The sequence below is a fragment of the Methanocalculus pumilus genome, from assembly GCF_055382585.1.
The window spans coordinates 1588350-1609966 of record NZ_AP042393.1; the positions used below are offsets into that span (position 1 = coordinate 1588350).

General features: G+C 49.8%; 21 protein-coding genes. 7 read left to right on the forward strand and 14 right to left on the reverse strand.

The window, feature by feature from the left end; genetic code table 11:
- Positions 1-472 precede the first annotated feature (472 nt).
- Positions 473-877 carry a carboxymuconolactone decarboxylase family protein gene (locus ACZ44I_RS08295; protein ID WP_464550896.1) on the forward strand — a complete coding sequence of 135 codons (405 nt, stop codon included), beginning with the start codon at positions 473-475 and terminating at the stop codon, positions 875-877.
- Positions 878-897: 20 nt separating this feature from the next.
- On the opposite strand, the gene ACZ44I_RS08300 is transcribed toward ACZ44I_RS08295, so the two are convergent.
- From ACZ44I_RS08300 to ACZ44I_RS08310, 3 genes are all read right to left on the reverse strand, one after another.
- Positions 898-1284 (reverse strand): FkbM family methyltransferase, encoded by a 387-nt coding sequence (locus ACZ44I_RS08300; protein ID WP_464550894.1) that lies wholly within the window; start codon positions 1282-1284, stop codon positions 898-900.
- Between the two features lie 105 nt (positions 1285-1389).
- A complete protein-coding gene (locus ACZ44I_RS08305; RefSeq protein WP_464550892.1) occupies positions 1390-2259 on the reverse strand; it encodes an ATP-binding response regulator in 870 nt (289 codons plus the stop codon).
- A gap of 138 nt (positions 2260-2397) precedes the next feature.
- Complete coding sequence (locus tag ACZ44I_RS08310) at positions 2398-2571, reverse strand: tetratricopeptide repeat protein (RefSeq protein ID WP_464576480.1); 174 nt, start codon at positions 2569-2571, stop codon at positions 2398-2400.
- A gap of 233 nt (positions 2572-2804) precedes the next feature.
- Here ACZ44I_RS08310 and ACZ44I_RS08315 point away from each other — a divergent pair, with 233 nt between their 5' ends.
- Positions 2805-3731 carry a MarR family transcriptional regulator gene (locus ACZ44I_RS08315; protein ID WP_464550890.1) on the forward strand — a complete coding sequence of 309 codons (927 nt, stop codon included), beginning with the start codon at positions 2805-2807 and terminating at the stop codon, positions 3729-3731.
- A gap of 3 nt (positions 3732-3734) precedes the next feature.
- On the opposite strand, the gene ACZ44I_RS08320 is transcribed toward ACZ44I_RS08315, so the two are convergent.
- Positions 3735-5879 (reverse strand): PAS domain S-box protein, encoded by a 2145-nt coding sequence (locus ACZ44I_RS08320; RefSeq protein ID WP_464550888.1) that lies wholly within the window; start codon positions 5877-5879, stop codon positions 3735-3737.
- A 350-nt stretch (positions 5880-6229) separates the two neighbouring features.
- On the opposite strand from ACZ44I_RS08320, the gene ACZ44I_RS08325 reads away from it, so the two are divergent.
- A complete protein-coding gene (locus ACZ44I_RS08325) occupies positions 6230-6796 on the forward strand; it encodes a hypothetical protein (protein WP_464550886.1) in 567 nt (188 codons plus the stop codon).
- A 26-nt stretch (positions 6797-6822) separates the two neighbouring features.
- Here ACZ44I_RS08325 and ACZ44I_RS08330 read toward each other — a convergent pair whose 3' ends face one another.
- Entirely contained in the window at positions 6823-7710 is an 888-nt protein-coding gene (locus ACZ44I_RS08330) for an EamA family transporter (RefSeq protein ID WP_464550884.1), read from the reverse strand.
- A gap of 68 nt (positions 7711-7778) precedes the next feature.
- Positions 7779-9062 carry a C45 family autoproteolytic acyltransferase/hydolase gene (locus tag ACZ44I_RS08335; protein WP_464550882.1) on the reverse strand — a complete coding sequence of 428 codons (1284 nt, stop codon included), beginning with the start codon at positions 9060-9062 and terminating at the stop codon, positions 7779-7781.
- Between the two features lie 184 nt (positions 9063-9246).
- On the opposite strand from ACZ44I_RS08335, the gene ACZ44I_RS08340 reads away from it, so the two are divergent.
- A complete protein-coding gene (locus ACZ44I_RS08340; RefSeq protein ID WP_464550880.1) occupies positions 9247-10974 on the forward strand; it encodes a sensor histidine kinase in 1728 nt (575 codons plus the stop codon).
- On the opposite strand, the gene ACZ44I_RS08345 is transcribed toward ACZ44I_RS08340, so the two are convergent.
- Positions 10928-11743: a potassium channel family protein gene (locus tag ACZ44I_RS08345; RefSeq protein ID WP_464550878.1), complete on the reverse strand. Its 816-nt coding sequence runs from the start codon at positions 11741-11743 to the stop codon at positions 10928-10930. The genes ACZ44I_RS08340 and ACZ44I_RS08345 overlap by 47 nt on opposite strands.
- Positions 11744-11798: 55 nt before the next feature.
- Complete coding sequence (locus tag ACZ44I_RS08350; RefSeq protein WP_464550876.1) at positions 11799-11960, reverse strand: hypothetical protein; 162 nt, start codon at positions 11958-11960, stop codon at positions 11799-11801.
- A 71-nt stretch (positions 11961-12031) separates the two neighbouring features.
- Between ACZ44I_RS08350 and ACZ44I_RS08355 the strand changes: the two genes are divergently transcribed.
- On the forward strand, positions 12032-14125 hold the full coding sequence (locus ACZ44I_RS08355) for a SpoIIE family protein phosphatase (RefSeq protein ID WP_464550874.1): 2094 nt from the start codon (positions 12032-12034) through the stop codon (positions 14123-14125).
- Positions 14126-14131: 6 nt separating this feature from the next.
- The gene (locus ACZ44I_RS08360) at positions 14132-14296 is read left to right on the forward strand and encodes a hypothetical protein (protein WP_464550872.1); all 165 of its coding nucleotides are present in this window, start codon (positions 14132-14134) and stop codon (positions 14294-14296) included.
- Here the strand turns inward: ACZ44I_RS08360 and ACZ44I_RS08365 are convergent, their stop codons facing one another.
- The 4 genes from ACZ44I_RS08365 to ACZ44I_RS08380 form a co-directional block, all read right to left on the reverse strand.
- Entirely contained in the window at positions 14297-14965 is a 669-nt protein-coding gene (locus ACZ44I_RS08365; RefSeq protein WP_464550870.1) for an amino acid ABC transporter permease, read from the reverse strand.
- Between the two features lie 9 nt (positions 14966-14974).
- Positions 14975-15721: an amino acid ABC transporter ATP-binding protein gene (locus ACZ44I_RS08370; protein WP_464551633.1), complete on the reverse strand. Its 747-nt coding sequence runs from the start codon at positions 15719-15721 to the stop codon at positions 14975-14977.
- Position 15722: 1 nt separating this feature from the next.
- Positions 15723-16400, reverse strand: a complete 678-nt coding sequence (locus ACZ44I_RS08375; RefSeq protein WP_464550868.1) for an amino acid ABC transporter permease — start codon at positions 16398-16400, stop codon at positions 15723-15725.
- A gap of 127 nt (positions 16401-16527) precedes the next feature.
- Positions 16528-17238: a basic amino acid ABC transporter substrate-binding protein gene (locus tag ACZ44I_RS08380; RefSeq protein WP_464550866.1), complete on the reverse strand. Its 711-nt coding sequence runs from the start codon at positions 17236-17238 to the stop codon at positions 16528-16530.
- Positions 17239-17356: 118 nt separating this feature from the next.
- Between ACZ44I_RS08380 and ACZ44I_RS08385 the strand changes: the two genes are divergently transcribed.
- Positions 17357-18568: an ISAzo13 family transposase gene (locus ACZ44I_RS08385; protein WP_464550864.1), complete on the forward strand. Its 1212-nt coding sequence runs from the start codon at positions 17357-17359 to the stop codon at positions 18566-18568.
- Between the two features lie 155 nt (positions 18569-18723).
- Here ACZ44I_RS08385 and ACZ44I_RS08390 read toward each other — a convergent pair whose 3' ends face one another.
- Positions 18724-19095 (reverse strand): response regulator, encoded by a 372-nt coding sequence (locus tag ACZ44I_RS08390; protein WP_464550862.1) that lies wholly within the window; start codon positions 19093-19095, stop codon positions 18724-18726.
- Entirely contained in the window at positions 19092-21584 is a 2493-nt protein-coding gene (locus tag ACZ44I_RS08395) for a PAS domain S-box protein (RefSeq protein WP_464550861.1), read from the reverse strand. The genes ACZ44I_RS08390 and ACZ44I_RS08395 overlap by 4 nt, the downstream gene beginning before the upstream one ends.
- Positions 21585-21617 lie beyond the last annotated feature (33 nt).

A 21617-nucleotide genomic window follows, 5' to 3' on the forward strand; every position in this document is an offset into this window, starting at 1 on the left:
TTAAAAGCAGGTGCATCCCCCTCTGCCTGATCGAAGACATGATCCTCCCAGAACCAATCAATATCAGAATTGATCACTCACCATGCTATCCGCGTCTTTTCACTCTCTCATCACTCTCAGCCACATTCTCCGATCTCATACTCCAGATATGCCGTCTCTGTCCGCTCAGAAAACCTGATATCGTCCTCTGTCACCAGTCCCTTATAAAGCCCGGAATAATAGCGGACAGAGAAAAAAGACCACTATCAGGAAGAGGATAATCGGAATAAGAAAACGGATGATACAATTTGAGGTACAGAGACACCCCATCTTCGTCGCACGTGATTCATCCGGCATAGATATCATCACCTCCGGCAGGCAGATCTAAGTCAAAACCTACATTTTTCCCGGTCAGAAATGATGAAGGGGATATCTCATAATAAAACCATCCCACCCCTCCACATTATCTCCTCTCAGGAAATATATTCCCGGCATGTCAGATACAGAACCAATCCCGGATGAACGGTACCGGCAGGGCCTTGCCCAAATGGAGAAGATGGGAGGCGAATCCGTCCAGTCGATGCTCGGCAATATACAGGATCTCTCACCGGATCTCGCAAAGATAACCATCGAATTCCCCTACGGAGACATCCTCTCCCGGCCCGGCCTCGATCTCAGATCCCGACAGATAGCAACTGTTGCCGCCTTAACCGCACTCGGCACCGCCCCCGTCCAGCTCAGGGCACATATCGAGATGGCGCTGGCTGTCGGATGTACAGAGGAAGAACTCAAAGAAGTGATCATCCAGATGGCAGTCTATGCAGGCTTCCCGGCAGCCTTAAACGGGATGGCAGCTGCTCAGGACGTCTTTTCAACGAGGGAGAAGAAGGACGTCTGAAGAGGGTGCGTGAGGAGGGGTCAACAGGGTTCAGGAACCCTCATCTCTTTAGATCCAAAACCGCTGCAACAACAACCGGAGTTGTTTGCCCCGTTCTTCAGCATGATCCCCCCATACATCCGTGAACGGGAGAGGAGCTCCAGGCAATCGTCATGATCGATCTCTCTCCCATCATGCCCGCTCAGGTATACAATCAGGTAACCCAATTCCTGTAGACGGTTCAAGACCCATGTGGGCTCTTCTAAGAAGTGGAACGGATGAATCTCAACGATGATCACTAGTAGGCAGATGCAGGGGTGCCGGAGGATCTCAATCTCAGATCCCTCACAATCAAGTTCGAGGATATCGCACTCTGGGAGAACGGCAGGAAAGAGCGAGAGAGCCTCCTGGCAATCCCCGCCATACACATCAATCAGAGGACCAACGACTGCATGCCGGACAGAACAGGAGGATAAAGGAGAGTTCTGAGGACTTACTTATGATATATGACCAGAAAAAAAGAGGGTTTGGGATCATGTCGAGCGGCCGGTCCGCTCCATCTCATCGTTTAAGAGATCGCGGAACGGAGTGTCCCTGATCCCAGGCACAACCCGCTTAACCATCTCTTCCATACGAATCCGTTCGGTCAGATCACGGAATGTCAGAACTGCTCCCATGATTTTTTTACGATCATCCTTGATCGGAGAGGCGATGTATCCCACATACCGCTCTGTGCCATCCTTTGCTGTAAGGACGATCCGTTCATCTTCATCTGATGCAAGAAAGCCTTCATTAGCAAGGGCTTGTGTCACTGGATCAAGTGGGGAAGTACCTTTCCCTTCCATGGTAAGGTGGAAGATCTCACTGGCAGGCTCACCAATGACGTCTTTTTCCTTATAGCCAGTCAGGATCTCCGCAACCGGGTTCATGAACTTCACAAGACCCTTTGTATCAGTAGCGATGATCCCCTCACCCGTGCTCCGGATCATTGTCCTGATCCACCGGTCACTCTCCCGTAGCTTCCTCTCCATGGACGATTTATAGAGCGCGATCTCAAGAGTACTGATCACATCCGACTCCTTGAACGGCTTGATGATGTAACCATATGGCTCTGTCTGCTTTGCCCGTTCCAGTGTCTTTGTATCTGCATACGCGGTGAGATAGACAACGGGAATTCCAAGTTCCTCCTTGATGATACCCGATGCAGCGATTCCGTCCATATCCCCTTTCAATACAATATCCATCAGCACAATATCCGGCTTATGCTGGCGTATCTTCTCCAACGCATCCTCTCCGGATCCCGAAATCCCAAGCACTTCATACCCCCGTGACTGGAGGCGGCTTTTCAAGTCCATTGCAACGATTGATTCATCCTCCACGATCCATACCCGATTATCAGTCATATCAGATCCCCCCTTTTGATACTGTATTGGCTCAGGGTTTATAAATTTGTGGGAGAGGAACTGCACATCAAAGAGAATACCTGAAGAGGCGTTCAGGAAGACAAAGAAAGCCTCTTGCATAAGAATCAGGGAGATAGATCAGGAGGTTTTCATCCTGCTCAGTCGTGCAATAGCTTTTGCACGGTTTAACCCTTCCAGATCATACTCCGGATCAAGGGCGAGGGCATGATCATAGGATTCGACTGCCTCTTCATACCGACCAAGCCTGGCGAGGACGACACCCCGGTTATTCCAGGCAACCGCAAATCCCATATCAGATTCGAGGGCTCGATCATAGGAGATGATTGCCCCCTCAAAATAGCCTGATGCATCCTCATCTTCTAAAAACCCTCATCACCTAATACCGATGATAGTTACGGGTAACAGGCAGAACCACCCGATACAATCCAGATCACCCGGAACCACACAGGTCCTGATACCCCTGATTCACCACCAGAAACGTATATCAGAGAGAGTGAAGCAAAGATGAGCTGCTGAGTCATAGTATGACAACCATCAACAAAAAGATCCTGGTACTGGGCTATCTGGCAAAGGTCGGGGAGAGAACCGTCTACGATATCGCAAAGAATCTCGGCCTCGACCATGCATATGTCCACCGTATTGTGAAGCAGATGATTGATGAGGGGCTTCTCGAAAGGCTTGAACCGATCCTGAATGAAAAAGGCGCCCCGGCAAAGCCGATCAGGATGACATTGTCCGGACTGTGGGAGATCTTTGCCTTTATCATGACAACAGAAGAGGGCGGAGAGCGCTCATACCATGCCAGCTATACTAGTAACATGGAACAGGGTACAGCCACACTACGGCAGATAATCTCAAGGAATCTCGATCTTCATGCTGCTCTCCCTGCATATCTCTCTTTTTTTGATGCCTGTTCCGATGAACTCTTCAAACCCGATCCGGATGAGGAGGAGGAATACCAGAATACCCGCTGGGTAATCTCCCTCACCATGATCGTCAGGGCATTGATCTCGGCATTGCCGGGAGAACGGGAAGAATCAAAAAAACATGGTCATCGGGGCATCAGAGGGGGATTTCGGGGTGAAGAGAGTCTGGCTTCTCCTCTGAGGGGCAGAAAGGATGAACTGGAGGGAAGATTCTTCAGGGAGCACGATTACTGGGAGCAGCTGGTCAATAAGGATAAACAGACAGACACCTTTGGTGCGGACCTCTTCTTCGCCCTGGAAAACGTTGTTTCAGAAATCAGGGAGATATCAGACGCATCAGGGAGACGATATGGTATTGCGGATGTTTTTTCTGAGAAGATTGTGCCATTATTCAAACCTTTTGAAAAGGAGATTGCAGCGGAAATTACCGCCCATGAGAAGAAGGGGACACGCCTCTCGCAGATTAAGCACAGAATGGCATGTATTGGACCGGGTTCATTTGAATGCAATCCCAAAAAAAGGTGAGGATCAGGTTAGCTCTTCATCCTCATCCTGACGATACCCATAGCGATCCTTTTCATATCGTTTACGCATGAATTTCCTGATCGATTCGGATTCAAGAACCCCACAGTCAAGCCGGGTGATGATCTCATCGATCTTCTTCACCTCGTTAATGATCTTCTCCATCCTCTCCCCGCCTTCAAGATCGGCAAGCCCCATGATCACCGCCATAGGGTTTCGGATCTGATCGTTTAAGATAGAAGCCTGGTAGATATTCTCTTCAATCTGGGCAAACGCCTCCTCCCATGCCTCTTCAGCCCGCTTCTTCTCGGTAATATCACGTGAGCTGCCGAGGATACCAACCGGGTTGCCATCCGGATCCCTCATGAGCTTTGCAGAGTTTTCAAACCAGAGGACCTTTCCATCCTTTGTATATTCCTCGGTGACAAAGATGACAGTTCTCTCCGGATCGGCCTCGCCTGTTGCTTCATATGCCATCTCCCGCTCAAAAAGTTCCATCACCTGTTGCAGGGACCCCGGAGTCAGGGACTCCTCAACAGATTGGGAAAGGGCTTCTTCGACAGTCAGGCCTTTCAACTTTTGAACTGAGGGGCTCGTATACTTCAGGTTAAATTCCATATCAGCAATCCAGATATTGTCCGCAGTATTCTCCGCAATGAAACGATACCGTTCCTCGCTCTCCCTGAGTGCCGCCTCGGCCTTCTTTGCCTCGGTGATATCCCTGCCTACTGCCTGGTATTCATTAATAACTCCGTTATCATCAAAGAGCGCCCGGACACTCCAGTGTTGCCATCGTGCCGTGCCATCCGGGAGAATCTCCTGGTTATCCACAGTTACCACTGGTTTCTCTTTTGAGAGGGATGTTGCAAAGTCATCAAAAAAACAGATATTACCGGCTTTGACAGTGGAGGAAAATAATGTTTCCCGTATCTCATCACAGTCGAGATTAAAGTAATCACAGAATGCCATATTCGCAAATGTCAAAGTTGAATCCGGTAGAAACCTGCATATAAGCTCGGTCTGATCCTCCACAACCGTCCGGTACCGGTCCTCTGACTCCTGCAAACTGATCATCATCTTTTGAAGTCTCTGAACCATCTCCTGAAGGGAGAGGGAGAAGCTCCTGAGTTCAGGCAGGGTGGATGTACGGATGGGATGATCCAGATTACCCATCCTTATCGCCTCGGTATCTTCCATTAAGTCCTGGATTGGCCGGGTAAAGTACATAGTGGTTGAGAAGGCAAGAGTTCCTCCGATGATCAGTGCGAGTGCACCGATAAAGAGATGGGAATGGAGGATCGTCTGGAGCCTGCTCTCTATAGGGGCGGTGGTATACACCAGTTCCGCAACAAGATTCATCTCCTCCGGATTCGTCTCATGAGTGAAATCTACAAGCACGTATCTGGTTATGGTTCCACTCGACGGATCGATGTGCTCATATGTATTACCAAAACGGTGTACATCAGAAATAATACGCCGTTCCTCTTCACCCGGGGCATATTCTGAATTTCCAATCTCCTGTCCAAGGACATTAAAGAGCCTGACCGAGGTGAGGAACGGGTTTATCTCCCGGATCGTCTCCACAGCCCCGGTATACTTCAGATCCTGCCGCATCGACCGGATCTCGTCATCATAATAACTTATTTCAAGAATATACTGGTTATCAGGGGTAGGATGGTAGACGAACTTACGCGTCTCGGTGCCACCATAACCAGCAGTGATCCGTTCCGAAGCAAATTCATCTCCTTCCCGGATGCCGGTGAGTTTCTCAAAGAACGAGGGATATATCGAGAAATCAAGCCCATGATCAGGAGCGAAGGTGGTATACTCGATCACCCCTGCTTCATTAATGATATACAGCTCATAGCCAGGACCAAGCCTTGTCTTTAAAGCATCCAGATCGATCGCCGATGGATCGCCTCCACTCTCCTCATATTCAGAAAGGAAAATATCCATCGGTTCAAGAAGTCGGTAATCAAGTGAGTGGTCGAAGAGGATCAGGCCCTTGTCAACCAGAGCGAGCGACTGGATGAGAGCGTATTCAGAATTCTCCTGAAGGGTATCAGTATGCTCTTCATACATACTGCGTGATCCGGAGTAGTTCACATAGAGGATCACACCCGTCACAATAATGATGATCAGGAAGATCACCCCAATCTGCAGCCATCGGTATGAGATACCTGATAAATCTGGTTTCTCTGACAGAATGATCCAAAACCTCCTGATTTACATGTAAAGACAGAAGTAATAGATAATATTTGTTGCCCTATTTTAAATAACAGAATTTTCCCAGCCCTCAATTGAAGATACAGGAAAAAACCGGCATATACAGGAAATCAGCTTACTTAAGGCTTGTTGAGGGGAGCGATGGAAACCAGTATATCGTGGTGAGCGGGCTTTACGTCCCCGGTACATGAGCAGGATTTGTAACCCGGCAATTACCAGGAATTGCCCGGACCACCAGGCACTTTTTTTCGATGAAAAAGAGAGGAGGATCAGAGATGACATCATCAGAATTACGACAAAAAGCACGCAGAGTGATGAGGGGTGCGGTTATCCTTATGATCATCTGCCTCTTACTGGCATCCACAGGCTCGGCAGCTGACAGTGGCACTCAGATGGACACATACACACGGGGAGAGATGATCCATATCTCCGGTACAACGAATCTCGATGCCGGGAATGAACTGATCATCACGATTGTTTCACTCTCATTCCAGCCAACTGCCAAAGAGAGGCCATCAGGGTTCTCCGGAACCTCCGGTATGGCGACGGTCATGGAAGTGGAGGGAAGAAATATCTGGTCATTTACCTTCGATTCAACCGGCTTTATTCCTGATGAATACCTGGTTACCATTGAGTCGATCGAAACCGGCCAGCAGACGCAGACACGGTTTCTGCTCCTTGAAGAGGCAGAGATAGTCGAGGCTCCACACACTCCAATCCCATCTTCCATAACCCCGTTACCTGTCCATGAAGATACAACAGAAACGCCGGGTGCGACAGGTTTTGGGATTATTGCTGCCATAACAGGTCTTGCTGTGGCGATTATCTGCACAAAAAGGTAATTTTCGCCACAACACGTTTCCCCAGATCACCCAAAAACCGCGATCATCCCGGCACCGGCGACCATGATGAGCGCTCCAAGGATTCTTCCCCAGCTGAATTCTTCGTGAAAGATCAGGAGCCCGAATATTACCGAGAAGACAATTGCAAGCCTTTTGACGCTGATCACATACGGAACAATTGCCATAATGTAGGCGAGGTTGATCATGACAATCTCCCATACAAGCACAAACCCAACCGCCGGATAGGCGAGGAGGAGACACAAAGGCGTTGCAGGTACAATATCCTTCTTCCCTCTCCTGTCAAGGGCGGCAAGAATAAGAAACGCGAGAGCAAGCAGGAGAAAGACGAGCACCGATCCGAAGAAGGGATCGGAGTTCTCGACAACCTGCTTATCAAAGTTCACCGAGATTGAGAAGAGGAAGGCAACACCGAGCATCGATTGCACCCCCCGACCCGAAAAGAGCCTTCGGAACGGTATTGCAAGCGCAGCAGGCCCTCGTACAACAGGATCAAGATGAAGGATATAGGCGCCGGATGTAACAAGCACCATACCGAGGGCACCGGCAGGGGTTGGTACTTCCCCGAGGATCAAAAACGACGTTACGAGGAGGAAGACCGGGGTGAACGCCAGCATCGGGATACAGAGACAGAGATCGCTTCGGCTAAGTGCCCGGTAGAGCAGGATGGTTGCGATGATGTTGATTATAACCGTTCCAAGGACTGCCGGAAGCAGACCCGGCCCCGTTACCGGAACGCCCACAAAAAGGACTATTGCAGAGAGGAGAAGCGATGCCGAGAGGAATGAAATACCTGCCAGTGGATAGATCTGCTTCTCTGTGAGCAGGTGTTTCACCATGCCGGCATAGACTGCCTGGGAGACTGCACCCCCGAGTGCGAAGAGGAACCAGAGCATTCGAAGACCCGGATATACTCCACTTCTCCCCTGAGAGGATGAATGTACCTGTTATCGCAGGGTGAAAATTATCCAAGGAGGGATGCCAGAGGTATCTCTTCCCACCCGGCATACTCACAGGCATGCAACCAGATGGTCAGGGTATCTGGAACCGCAACAACCTGGTACACCGTTCCAGCATGATATGCACCGCCTTCTTCTCTAGGAACCATCAGGTATTCCTGCATCAGTTCCAAATTGAAATGGCCCATATACGCCGGTGACTGTGCAAGGCGGAGCATATTGCTGTATCTCGGATCATCTTCATCAGTCCGTGGCGGCCGAATCCAGGCACTCCACTCCGGCGGATAGGGAGGAATGAAGTGGTTCACTGCGATCACAAGGCCCTCGTCATCGTGATCACGCACCCTGGCATCGAAAGTTCCCCGCTCAAGCGAGACTGCTTTTGTTGGATCTGCAATCTGGAGTATGTAGGAGAGATCTGCCGGGATAGCCTTCAGCATCAGAACCGCTTCTTCGACATCGCGGCACTCTCTCAGTACATCGACAAGCACAGAGGCTGTGTTCTGGCGATCCGCAGGTTCAGCCGGATCAGAATGAGCTCCATTATTCAGTTCTATGAAGAGCCCAAACTCATTCATCCCGGTCTCGAGATAAACGTTTCCCAGCGGATGGATATTGGCATAAGAATAGCCGTCATCAGGATGCAGCACAACAACAGAGAGGAACTCCATATACTCCTTCATCGAGGCACGATCGATATCCCAGTTCCGGCCAAAGATTACGCTGCCATCCTCTGTATACTGATCCCAGACGCCGATCCCGCTACACCCTGCCGGGGCATCGTCAGGCAGACCCGGCAGCCGATCGGAAAGGATTGCATCGGTTAAGAGGATCACACCGGCATTGAGAACCATCACCTCATCCATGGTGAGGCCGGATGTCTCGCTCATTCCCTTGAGCAGTTCCTGCAATTCCGGTGAGAGACTGTCAAATAACTCCTGTGCAGTCGCCAGTTGATGATCACCCGAAACACCCCGGCTGGTGAGATCCGCCACAATCCTGTCATGGAAGAGGCGGAGATCCTCCCCGGCAAGGCCGCCATACTGACGCCCCATATGAGTCCATGATCCCCTGAGAACCAAAACCAGGAAGGTGCCGGATGGCGTCCGATAAGCATGGCCGCCTTCATATTCATTGATAAAGAGAAGCCCGCTTCTTTCCTGATCAACGGCTGATACCACACCAATCTGGTCAGGCTCACCCTGAGATCCGACACTCTCGCTGCACCCTGCCGAGCAGAGCAGGAAAAGAGCGATGAGTAAAAGGCATCCGATTCCCCGACATTTCAAAGAATAATTATTCATGACGAGAGTGTAAAACCTGTCGTCTTGCAGTCGAAACAGGCTGGCGATGAAAACGCAGTCATTTTCCGGGGAATTCCCTCCATAAGGTTTGGGATTTTAAGCAATCAGAAAGGAAGCAATCAACGAACAACCTTTTTATTCATAAAGAACACTCTGAGAGATTAGCGTTATGATATTTCAGTTCTCAATCCTCACCCCGATTCTCCTGATCGTCGCCCTCGTATTTGCCATTTCTGCGTATCATCTCCGGGAGAGATGGAGCGACCAGCTGAGAGGACCCGTTACGCTCTTTATGGTACTTGCAGCCATCTGGGCTTTTGGGGATGCCTGTCTCTATATGGCAGCGGATCCGGGTTCCCAGCTCGCCATCACCACCCTGTCATCCATCGGGTTCTCGGGGATTCCGGTAACCTTCTTCCTCATCGCCTGTGCCTTTACCGGTATCCGGTGGTTTGCAACCGCACAGAGAGCCGCCATTCTCTTCATCATCCCCATAATAAATATCATTCTCATCGGGACAAACAGTATCCACGGCCTCTTCTACTCCGGCGTTACCGAACAGCTGGTACTTGGAACGATCGTCTGGGAGGTCATATACGGCCCAATCTACCCGCTGCATACCCTGTACTCGTACTTCCTGATCGCTTGCTCGATCTGCATCCTGATCTACCGGTATACCGCAAGCACGCCCCGTGTCCGCGAGCAGTTATTTCTTCTCTTTATCGGAATCATCATACCCATCCTTTTCAATCTCATGTACCTCTTCCGCCTTGACCCGTTCCCCGGCGTTGATCTGACACCGTTTGCACTCCTGATCACGCTCTCTCTCATCGTTATCAGCGGCAATACGAATCTCGGCCTCTTCACGATCGTACCTCTGGCAAGAAAAACGGTCATCGAAACGATGAACGACGGTGTAATCGTCCTTGACCAGAACAACCGGGTGGTTGATATGAACCGTGCTGCAACAATCGTCGCCGGCAATACGTTCGCGGAGATTGAAGGAACAGACGGGATGACCATTCTCAGGCGATGGGGGATCCATGACATGAAAGGATCGCACCTTATCCATCGTGATGATGGAGACGAGATATTCGAGGTACGAACAGAGCCATTTGCCAGCAGAAATGGGACAGCCATCGGCACCACCATCTTCATCCGGGATATAACGGATCTCTACAGAACACGGCAGAGCCTCGAATTGGCAAATAAAAAACTCAATCTCCTCTCCTCGATCACGAGGCACGATATCTTAAATCAGATCACCTCAATCCTCGGCTATGGCTCCATCATTCAGGAAGAGCTTCCCGATGATCCGGAGATCCAGAGATACATGGAGAAACTCACCGAAGCTGTGAGGACGATAGAGAGGCAGATCACCTTCACAGCCGATTATGAGAATCTCGGAGCCCGGGAACCCGTATGGCAGCATGTGGAGACAACTGCCCGGTGGGCCGAACAGGAGATCGATCCCCGGGAGATCACAATTGAGGTAAAGACCGGGGATCTTGAGATCTATGCTGACCCGCTCCTCCAGAAAGTCTTCTCAAACCTCTTCCATAATACCGTCATTCATGGAGAGAGAGCAACCAGAATTGAGATCTCATTCCACGAGGCTGGAGAAACCGGGGTGCTGACTGTTGAAGATGATGGGATCGGTATTCCGGATGATATGAAAGAACGTATCTTCTCGCATATCCGGGGAAGCAAGATGGGGCTTGGACTCTACCTGATCCGCGAGATACTCTCAATTACCGGGATGACGATCAGCGAAACCGGCACCTGGAAAGGGGGGGCACGGTTTGAGATTATTATCCCAAAAAATGCGTACCGGTATAACCCGGATCCGATCAGTCAATCTCAGCAGATGCCTCGGGATCAAAAGGATTTGTCCTGACTGAGAGCGAGAAGAGATACGGGTAATGGCTTTGCAAGTATTCCATGTGCTCAAGCCACCCTGTGACGAGCAGGCGATATACCCGTTCGCAATCGCGTGACAGGTGTGCGGCATCAGATTGGGAGAGATGCACCAGATCACGACGGGATGAGAGTTCCTCCTGAAGATGTGACATCGCCGTAATCATATCCGAGAAGGGCTCATCATCAAAGAGCATCGGATGCTGGAGGAGCTGGATCATAAAGCCACGCTTCTCTGACAGGAACACGGAGAGGGCAACCCGATCGATCTTCATCAGATCGACCCCAAAAGATCTTCCCAAAAGGCGCCGCCGTGCTGCAAGAAACTGTTTTTTATCCCATTCATTCTGCACAAGGAGATCGTCATCCTGCTGAAAAGATGAAACACCCGGTTTGAAGAGATGAATCATCGGAACACCAACCTCAGAGAAGAAAACACCGATGATCATGCGAACTTTCCTCTGTCTTGAACGGAGATCATTCCTTGAGATCATCAGCTCGATTGTATAGGCAACAACCGTCAGGAATGTCCCCACCCCGGCAAGGATTAGCACCATCACCAGGAACCGGCCGCTATCTGTTGTCGGAACGATATCACCATACCCGACAGTTGCCACCGTTACGATGATGAAGTAGACTGCATCAAAGAACGAAAGGCCTTCAAAATGGGTAAGGCCGACCGATCCAAGGATGAAGACTGCCACTAGCACCAGAAGATAGATCTGGAAATTCTTATAACCGGCATTCATGCTATAGAAAAGATTGGCGCAATCAGATAAAAGGCTCCCTGGTGCAGGAGAGCGTTCAGGCTTTTGCAACTGCCGCTGCCACCACCCGGCTCACTCCGCGATCAATGACTGATGGGAGGATGTACTCCTTTGTCGGATGCGGAATATATGCTGCAATGGCATGGGCAGTTGCAATCTTCATCTCGTCGGTGATCCGTTTCGCACGCAGATCCAGCAAACCACGAAAAATATCCTGTTCAGTGCCCTGTTACGAAAGCACTTATATTCCATCCAGATGACTCTTATAAGATGAACCTGCCGATCCCGCCGATGGCTGTCAGGACAAAGATTCTCCTCGCATTCCTCACCATTTCAGTTATATCTCTCCTTATCGCCGGGGGAATTGCATCCTCGGCAATCACCACCCTCGGCGGAACAGCGATCGAACAGAGCGAGAAACTTGGCAGCCAGGCGGTTGACGAGAGTACTGCGGCACTCATCGAGGATGCCGAAGAGTATCTGCTCAGAATGGCAGTCGATCAGGCAGAGTATACATCCCTCTACTTTGAGGATGCGGAAAAGGCGATCCGGGTCATTGCTATCTATGCAGATGAAATTCAGCCGGATACCATCTCTATTGACACTACCAGAACAAAAGAGGTGATCGCACCCGGCGCCCGCCCTGATATTGAGGAACGGAGGGAGCTTGCGGCCCTTGAGATGATCATGATCCCGGTCCAGACCGCACATACGGACATCACCTGGATCTATATCGGAACCGGATCCGGGATCTTCAGATTGTACCCGTACGCAGATGATCTGCCGCCGGAATTTGATCCCAGGAACCGGGAATGGTACCAAAACGCACTCAATCAGGATGGGATTGTCTGGTCACGCCCCTATGTCGATGCAGGGAGAACAGGCCTCACCGTCACCTGCTCATACCGGATACCTGATCAGACAAAAGAATGGGTTATCGGTGCAGATGTCACCATCGAGACGATCAACCAGATGATCCTCGACACATCATTTGGGGGAGATGGATATGGCATGCTGATTGGGTCCGATGGTCATGTCATCACCCGCCCCGGACTCACCGCCGAGGATCAGCTCTGGGACGAGTCTTTTACCACCGAAAACCTTCTTGAAGCGCCAAACCGTGAGATCAAATATGTCGCTCAGAAGATGGTACAGGGGGAGACGGGAATCAGCAGGATCTCTCTTGACAAAAACGATGTCTTCATCGCATATGCCCCAGTGAAAACGACGGGCTGGAGTATTGCCATTGTGATGCCGGTCGAGACGGTTATCGAACCCGCGATGTTAACCGGCGAGAAGCTCAGCCGGCAGACCGCAGAAACTGCCGATCAGATCGACCAGCAGATCACCCGTTCAATGCATCTCTTTATCATCACCATGGTCGTCCTCATCGCCGCCGCCGTTCTTGGATCCGCACTCTTTTCGCAGGCGATCACCCGCCCGCTGAAGCGGCTTGGCGAAGGAGCAGATGCGATCGGAAGAGGGGATCTGGCATACCGTGTCGAGACCGGAACACAGGATGAGTTTGGGGAACTTGCAGGCAACTTCAACAAGATGGCAGAGGATCTCAGCGCAATGATGACCGATCTCGAGAAGACGACTGCCGAGCGGGAGCGGCTCTCACGTGAGCTGGAGATTGCCCGCAGTATCCAGGAGAGCTTCCTCCCTGACAGGGCACCGATCATCAGGGGTTTCGACCTTGCGGCAAAGAGTATCCCCGCCCTCTTTGTCGGGGGTGACTTCTATGACTTCATCCCGATCGGGGAGGGGCGTTTTGGCCTTGTTATTGCAGATGTCTCAGGAAAAGGTGTTTCAGCCGCCCTCTTCATGGCATTATCACGAACCCTTGTCCGGGCAAGCACGGCAGACGAGCCATCACCAGCCGTGGCAATCACCCAGGCAAACAGGCTGATCTGCGAAGATTCAAAGACGAGCATGTTCGTCACCCTCTTCTATGCGATTCTGGATGCCAACAAGAAGACGCTCACGTATGTAAACGCAGGACACAATCCACCAGTCTTCCTGCATGGTGACGATCATTCAATCACGCTCCTGAAAGCAGAAGGGATTGCCCTTGGCGTCATTGAGGATATCGAACTTGAAACCGTAGAGATACCTCTGCATGAAAATGATCTCCTCGTCCTCTATACGGATGGCGTTACCGAAGCCGAGAACAAAGATGACGAACTCTATGGAGAAGAGCGGCTTGAAAAAGTTCTCGAAGGAATCCAGGGCGAGACGGCTGCCGGGATCATCGCCTCAATCATCGAGGACATCAGTGCATTTGCTGGCGACAATCCACAGTCTGATGATATCACCCTGCTCGTCATGAAGACACTCGGGAAGAAGAAGGAGAAGGAGTAGAACACCATGGAAGACTGGCTCTGCCCACACTGTGAAAATATCTTTGTTGTTCTTGATACCTGTGCAACATGCGGCCCCGCCTGCAGGGATACCGCAGTCTGCCCCCGTTGCGGAGCAGTCCTGAGGCGGCCAGCCAGGATGGTCTTTTTTGCAGGAATGGAAGACGAATAATTATACTCCGCCAAACCCGGGGATTGCAATCTTCTTCTCGATCACGGCAATGATCCGCCCTGCAACGGTGACAAGGGCGAGGTAGAAGATGCCAATGATGATAAAGACCTCAAAGAAGGCGAAGTATTTCGCTGCAAAGATCTTCCCGGCACCGGTAATCTCGATGACGGTTATCATGTATGCAAGTGATGAGTACTTTATAAGGTAGATGAACTCGTTCGAGAGACCGGGGAGTGATTTTCTCAGTGCCTGTGGCAGAATGATACTCCTGATCGCCTCCATCCGTGACATCCCAAGCGAGAGGGCGGCCGTCATCTGCCCGGATGATACCGACTGGATTCCTCCACGAATATATTCGGAATTATATGCACCATTACAGAGTATAAAGCCGATCACCGCTGAGGTAAATGCGGTGAAGGTGATGCCAAGAGACGGGAGACCGAAGTAGATGATGAAGAGGAGGAGGAGGAGCGGGCAGCCTTTGAAGAAGAGGACATACCCGTGGCAGAGCCTCGAGACAAGCCGGTTTCCATATGTCCTTCCAAGTGCAATTCCGATTCCATTCAGAAAACCAAATGGTGCAGATACCAGGATAAGGGCAAATGTCACCAGCGCCCCCTGGTAGAGGATGGGCAGCAGGAGATCAAAATCAAACTGGAGTTCTATCATACGTGTCAATCAATCATCATGGAATGTTCCAAGGAACATCCGTGTCCTGGCAAAAACCGGGCTCTTCTGGATCTCAGATGGTGATCCCTTCTCGACGATCGTCCCATGCTCCATAAAGAGGATCTCATTTGCCACCGAGAAGGCAAAGCCCATCTCGTGAGTGACGACAAGCATCGTCATCCCGGTCCGTGCAAGCCTTTTCATCACCTCAAGCACCTCCCGTGTCAGCTCGGGATCGAGGGAAGAGGTCGGTTCGTCAAAGAGGATCACCTCCGGATCCATCGCGAGCGCCCGTGCAATCGAGAGACGCTGCGCCTGACCGCCTGAGAGTTCTGCCGGATATGCGTTTGCCTTATCGAGGAGACCTACCTGCTGGAGCTCCTCGAGCGCCTTCTTCCGGGCATCGGCCTTGCTCATCCCCTTCACCCTGATGAGGGCGATCTCGACATTGGCAACCGCTGTCAAGTGATCGAAGAGGTTGAAGTTCTGGAAGACCATCCCGATCTTCTGGCGGAACTGGTTGATCCGGGGACCAGCATGGGTCACTTCCTCATCATTCAGCCATATAGAACCGCTATCGGGGATCGTCAGCTGATTGATGCACCGGAGCAGGGTGCTCTTTCCTGTACCTGAGGGGCCTATGAAGACCTTCGTCTCGCCCCGGCGGACATCAAAGGAGACACCTTTGAGCACCTCGATATCGCCATAACATTTGTGGATATCCTCCACCCTGAGAATGATCTCTCCATCGGTCATCTTATGCATCACCGTGCCCATATCCTGGAATTTTATATCGGTTCTCAATCCTGCCGAAGATCCACTGCCCACCATAATTTAAGAGGATAAAGAGGATCGCAACGATAACATAGACCGTCATCGGATCCCCAATCCGTGACACAATCTGATTGCCCCGGGTCAGGAGTTCGGCCACTCCAATTGCGTAACAGACTGAGGAGTCGGTAAGGAGGATGGGGTATTCGTTCGTCCATCCGGGGAGTGCCCGCCTCAGTGCCTGCGGGAGTATAACTGTCCTGATCGCACAGAATCGCGACATCCCAAGTGAACGTGCCGCCAGCATCTGCCCTTCGCTGATCGAGAGGATCGCACCGCGGAAGATCTCGGACTGGTATGCGGCAGTCCGAAATCCAAGGACCACTGCGGCAATCCAGAATGCAGCGACATCGGGTGCCAAGATCGGGAATATGCCGAAGTAGAAGAGAAAGAGGAGGACGAGGATCGGGAGGCCGCGGAAGATCCAGATATATGTCCGGACACAATACTCAAGCGGTCGCGGTCCATAGACCTGGATGAGCGCCATTGGGATTCCCATCAGAAGACCAAGCCCAAGGGCAAGGATCACAAGCCCAAGAGTTGTGAAGACACCGGAGAGGAGATAGGGGAGGGAATCAACAATGGCCGGGGAAAGAATACTCAAACAGGATCACCGCTGAAAGATACCCTGAAACAACAGGGCTTATAGAAGTACTCAAAGTGTTGTCTCCGTGATGAGAAAAAGGTAGGGGAATAAGAGTCTTCAGAGAGGATAACAACCCCGATCCGAATCACTCAAGACCATACTTCTGCTTCAGTTCATCCCATTTCGGTGAAGCCTGAAGCCGGGTGATACCTTCGTTGATGGTGGCAAGCAGCTCGGTATCCTCTTTCCGGATAGCAACACCATACTCTTCTTCCGTCTCAACGAGACCGACCTTCCGGAGATCCTTCTCCTGGATAAATTCATTGACGACCGGGACATCGAACATCACTGCATCAATACGTTCATTCTCAAGATCCTGCACTGCGAGCGGGAAGCTGGCATACTGCTTGAAATCTTTTTCAGCAAGGATACCTGTATCGACCAGGTTTTCCTTGATCCATGAAGCTGCGGTCGAACCACGCTGTGCGCCCATAACAACCTTTCCTGCAAGTACATCATCGATGGTCATTGTGGAATCCGAACGTGCGGCAACTGCCTGGTTCACAACCCAGTAGGGCTTGGAGAAGCTGACACGCTCCTGCCGTTCCGGGGTGATCGTCATGCCTGAATAGACCATGTCGATCTTCCTGGTGACAAGGCTGGTAATGATACCATCCCATGCCATAGGCTGGATCTTCACATCAAAGCCCATCTCTTCTCCGATCCACTGAATGGATTCAACATCAAAGCCAGCAGCAGAGCCATCAGCTTCGATGTAGCTGAAAGGAGGATAATCACCATCGATCCCAACAATGTAGAGTGGCCGGTCAGACTGAGCGGGAGTTTCCCCACCCATACAACCAGCTGCAAACAAGGATAATACAACTGCCGCAACGAGAGCGGCACACACCTTAGAATCTGTGTAAAAATAACATGAGCAATAATGTATATATTATGATGGCTAATATATATGCATGCAACCAGAGGATCCCCTGAAAACCAGATATGAACTATTACATAACCACCTTGATGAGAAGGCCAGAAGAATGTGGCTCGGTGCTGAGGCAATAGCTCACGGCAAGGGTGGAATATCATACGTTTCTCGTATTACCGGAGTGACAAGGAATACAATATCCCGTGGTTGTCTTGACCTTCGTCAGAACACTGAAAACGTAACAGATTCGCAATCAAAACGAATCCGAAAAAAAGGGGGCGGAAGAAAACCACTCATTATCTCAAATGAAATGCTCCTAAAGGATATGGAAACACTGATCGAACCAACCACACGGGGAGATCCCGAGAATCCTCTTCGCTGGACAACAAAAAGCCTCCGGAATCTAACTGGTGAACTCAAGTTAATGGGCCATAACGTGAGTTTCAAAACCGTTGGAACACTATTACATGAAATGGGGTACAGCCTTCAGGCAAATAGAAAGGTCCATGAAGGTTCATCCCATGTCGATAGAAATGCTCAATTTGAGCATATCAACAGAGTATGTCAGGAGTATATCTCTGCCGGTCAACCAGTCATCTCTATCGATGCAAAAAAGAAAGAATTGATAGGCAATGCAAAAAATAATGGGAAAGAATGGCACACTATTGGACATCCCGAACAGGTAAATGTCTATGATTTCCCTTCATCATATGAGAAGGCAACACCCTATGGGATCTATGATATAGCAAATAATGTCGGTTGGGTAAATGTCGGTATAAGCTGTGATACTGCGTCATTTGCCGTAGAAAGTATTCGACGGTGGTGGAGATCTCTGGGTATGTCAATGTATCCAAATGCCAATTCCCTTTTAATCACAGCAAATTGTGGGGGAAGTAATGGGTATCGCGTAAGATTATGGAAGAAAGAGTTACAGACTCTGGCAAATGAAGAGAACTTAACAATCCAGGTGTGTCATCTTCCCCCGGGTACAAGCAAATGGAATAAAATAGAGCACCGTTTATTTTCATTTATATCAATAAATTGGCGTGGAAGACCATTGACCAGTTATGAGGTAATCGTGAATACAATTAGTTCAACCAAGACAAAAGAGGGATTGAAGGTGCAAGCTGTTCTTGATGAAAATATTTACATGCGAGGAATCAAAGTTTCTGATGAGGAGATCTCGAATATCAACCTGAAACGGGATGAGTTTCATGGGGATTGGAACTACTCCATTTCACCCAATTTATGATTGAGTTAATTATTCACAGCTCCTTAGCGTTCATGAAATAGAGATTACGTTGAAGATCATATATAGCCGTTATGAATTGACACCGGGGAGGGGCGTTCTCCAGAACGAAAATAATGCTTATTCCAAAATGAGGGTGATGGAGTCTGGTTGTTTGTTTATGACCTGGAGCTGAAGAACTCGCCCAGAGTCGCTTCAAGCTCCTTAAAGGAGACGGGTTTCTGGAGAATGAGGGTGATCTCATTTTTATACGGCTCGATCTCCTCATCCCGGATATATTTTGCAGTAAAGAGCATCACAGGAAGACCGATAATCCCCTCTTTTTTAATCTCATCCAGAAACTGCCATCCGTCAATAGGAGTCATCATCAGATCCAGAAGAACCAGATCAGGCATCTCCTCCTTGATTGCCGCAATCGCGTCCCATCCATTATTATGGGTGACTGCAACATACCCAAGCTTCTTCAGGAGAAGTCCCATCACTGTGAGGTTTGGGATATCATCATCAACTACCATCACTGTCTTCTTCATATTACTAACCTCATGGGTATTCGTATGGTAAAAATACTCCCCTTCCCGGGAACACTTGAGACACTGATCTCACCGCCATGAACCTGAACATACCGTTGTGCAATAGAGAGACCGAGCCCCAGCCGGTTATATTCCCGTGTTAACTTCTGGAGATCCGCGATATGGAAGGGTTCAAAAATATTTGAGAGAGATTCGGGATCAATGCCCACGCCGTTATCGATCACCCGGATGATGTGGGCATCAGAATCAGCCTCATACTGCACCCAAACTTCACGGGGCGGTTCATTATACCGCACCGCATTGCTGATGATGCTGGTGAAGACATGATAGAGGAGATCCGGGTCTCCCAGGATGGTGACAGATGGCGGCACCTCATTCTTCACAAGGGCATCTGCCCGACAATTATACTCAACGATGATATCCTCAATGAGATCCCGGATTGGTATCTCCCGGGAATTCGGTACAATCTTATTTGAGTCAACAAGTGAGAGGGCAATCATCCTATCGATGATCCTCCGCTCCTGATCGATATGCTTCTGGCAGAGCGTCAGCATCTCCACTACATCCGGCGAGAGGTTATGATCATCCGGGTCTGCGAGGATAAGACTGAGATAACCAACAACAGGTTGAAGAGGTGTTCTCAGTTCATGAGAAGCGACCATCACAAAGTCAGATCTTCGTTCGATCTCACCCCTGAGGTTCTCTTCAAGTCGTTTCTGGGTCGAGATATCAATCAGGATCCCAAGTTCAACCGGCTCGCCATCTGATCGAAATGCCCGCATGTCAACGGTACCAGGAGAGAGCTCGCCATTTTTTCGGGTGAAGACGATCTCTGCCGGAGTGTTTTGTTGCGGCAGCCCGCAAGCCTCAGGGAAGATTTTCGAGACCGGCTCACCCAGAAGCTCATCCTCGGAATACCCTGTTATATGACAGAATGAAGGATTGACGAACTGTATCACCCCATTTCCACAGGTGAAGATCCCAACAGGCACATGGCGTATCAGCTGGAGATAGTTCGCCTCCTGTTCGAGCATCATGTCAAGAATCCTCTGTTCCTCGGTTATATCGATGATCGATACAACCCTGTGGTGTGTATCAGGAATGAGTGCAGTCAGAAGCATGCATTTTCGTTCATCACCCTGTGCATCGATGATGGTAACCTCATACTCCTCATGAGACTCGTACCCGGCATCGGGACTGATGCAGGCCTGGATGATCTGATGATCTTTTTCGGGGAAGAGAAGCTGAAGAAGGGGCCTGCCCTGGAGCTCCTCTTTCTCATATCCTGTAAGGGTGCAGAACTCGTCATTGACGGATTGAATGCAGCAGTTTTCATCAATGATAATGATCCCGGCACCGGCATTTTCGAAGATTGTCCGATGTGCAGACTCGGATTTCTTCCATAATGCCTCATTCTTCTTCTTCTCTGTGATATCGTGGATCATCACAATCGCAGATCCACTCCCCTGGCCCTGCTTAATCGGGTTGATATGAATGGTAAACCACTTCTCCATACCGGATTCTTCATACAGGATATCCCGCTTGATCGACTGTTTTTTGGAGAATACCATATCATGAATATACGTCTCCGAGAGAATCTTCAAACAGGGGAAGAAGTCCAGAACGGGATTGCCGACAATATCGGAAACTTCCCGAATCTTCTGAGCATACCGAAGAGCAGTTCGGTTATTCAGGAGAATATGATGATCCGGGCTGATAACAAGAATAGGATCATCTATCGAGTCAAGTGTCTCTTTATATTCGATCCGGGTTTTCTGGTATGCATTCTCTGCTTTCTTTAATGGCGTGATATCAACAAGAGAGATCAATACTGCATCATCATCAAGAACCAATCCCGAAAGCCTGAAGACATTGGGGGTACCATCCCTTCCAATGAGTACTTCTTCATAGTCAGAGAGAGATCCGGCTCTCTCTATTTCATCAAGGATATAATCTGCCCTCTCAGGGTTCTGCCAGAGCTGTTGCAGTCCTTTTCCAAATAATGATGATTCACCGGATACCAGCAGGTTGAGAGAGAGAGGATTGGCATCTATGATCGTCCGTTTTTTTCTATCCACAATCATGGTGCAGGATTCCGAATATTCAAGCATCCGTGAGTATCTCCCGATCTTCACACGGACATGATCCGAAACAACCGCAACAAAGACGCCAAATGCAATAAAGAGGATAAAATTAACCGTTGATGCATAGATGAGCACAGCATCATTCCCTGCAAGTGAGAAGACCAGTGCAAAATACCCAAAGGCAATCGCAACCGCAATAATCGTCTCACGCCGGGGGAAGAGGAAGGGGGTAAAGACTATCGGAAGCAGAAAAAGGGCAGGATAGACATCATGGATACCATGCTGCAAACCATGATAGGTGATAAGATATGCAGTTATCGTCAGGGCGGAGAAGACCCATAACCTGATAAATAACGATGAATGCGCACCCTTTCCAAAGGAAGAAAGGGTTTTCGTATCTCCCATAGAGTTATATATTGATCTTCCGAAGCATTTAAA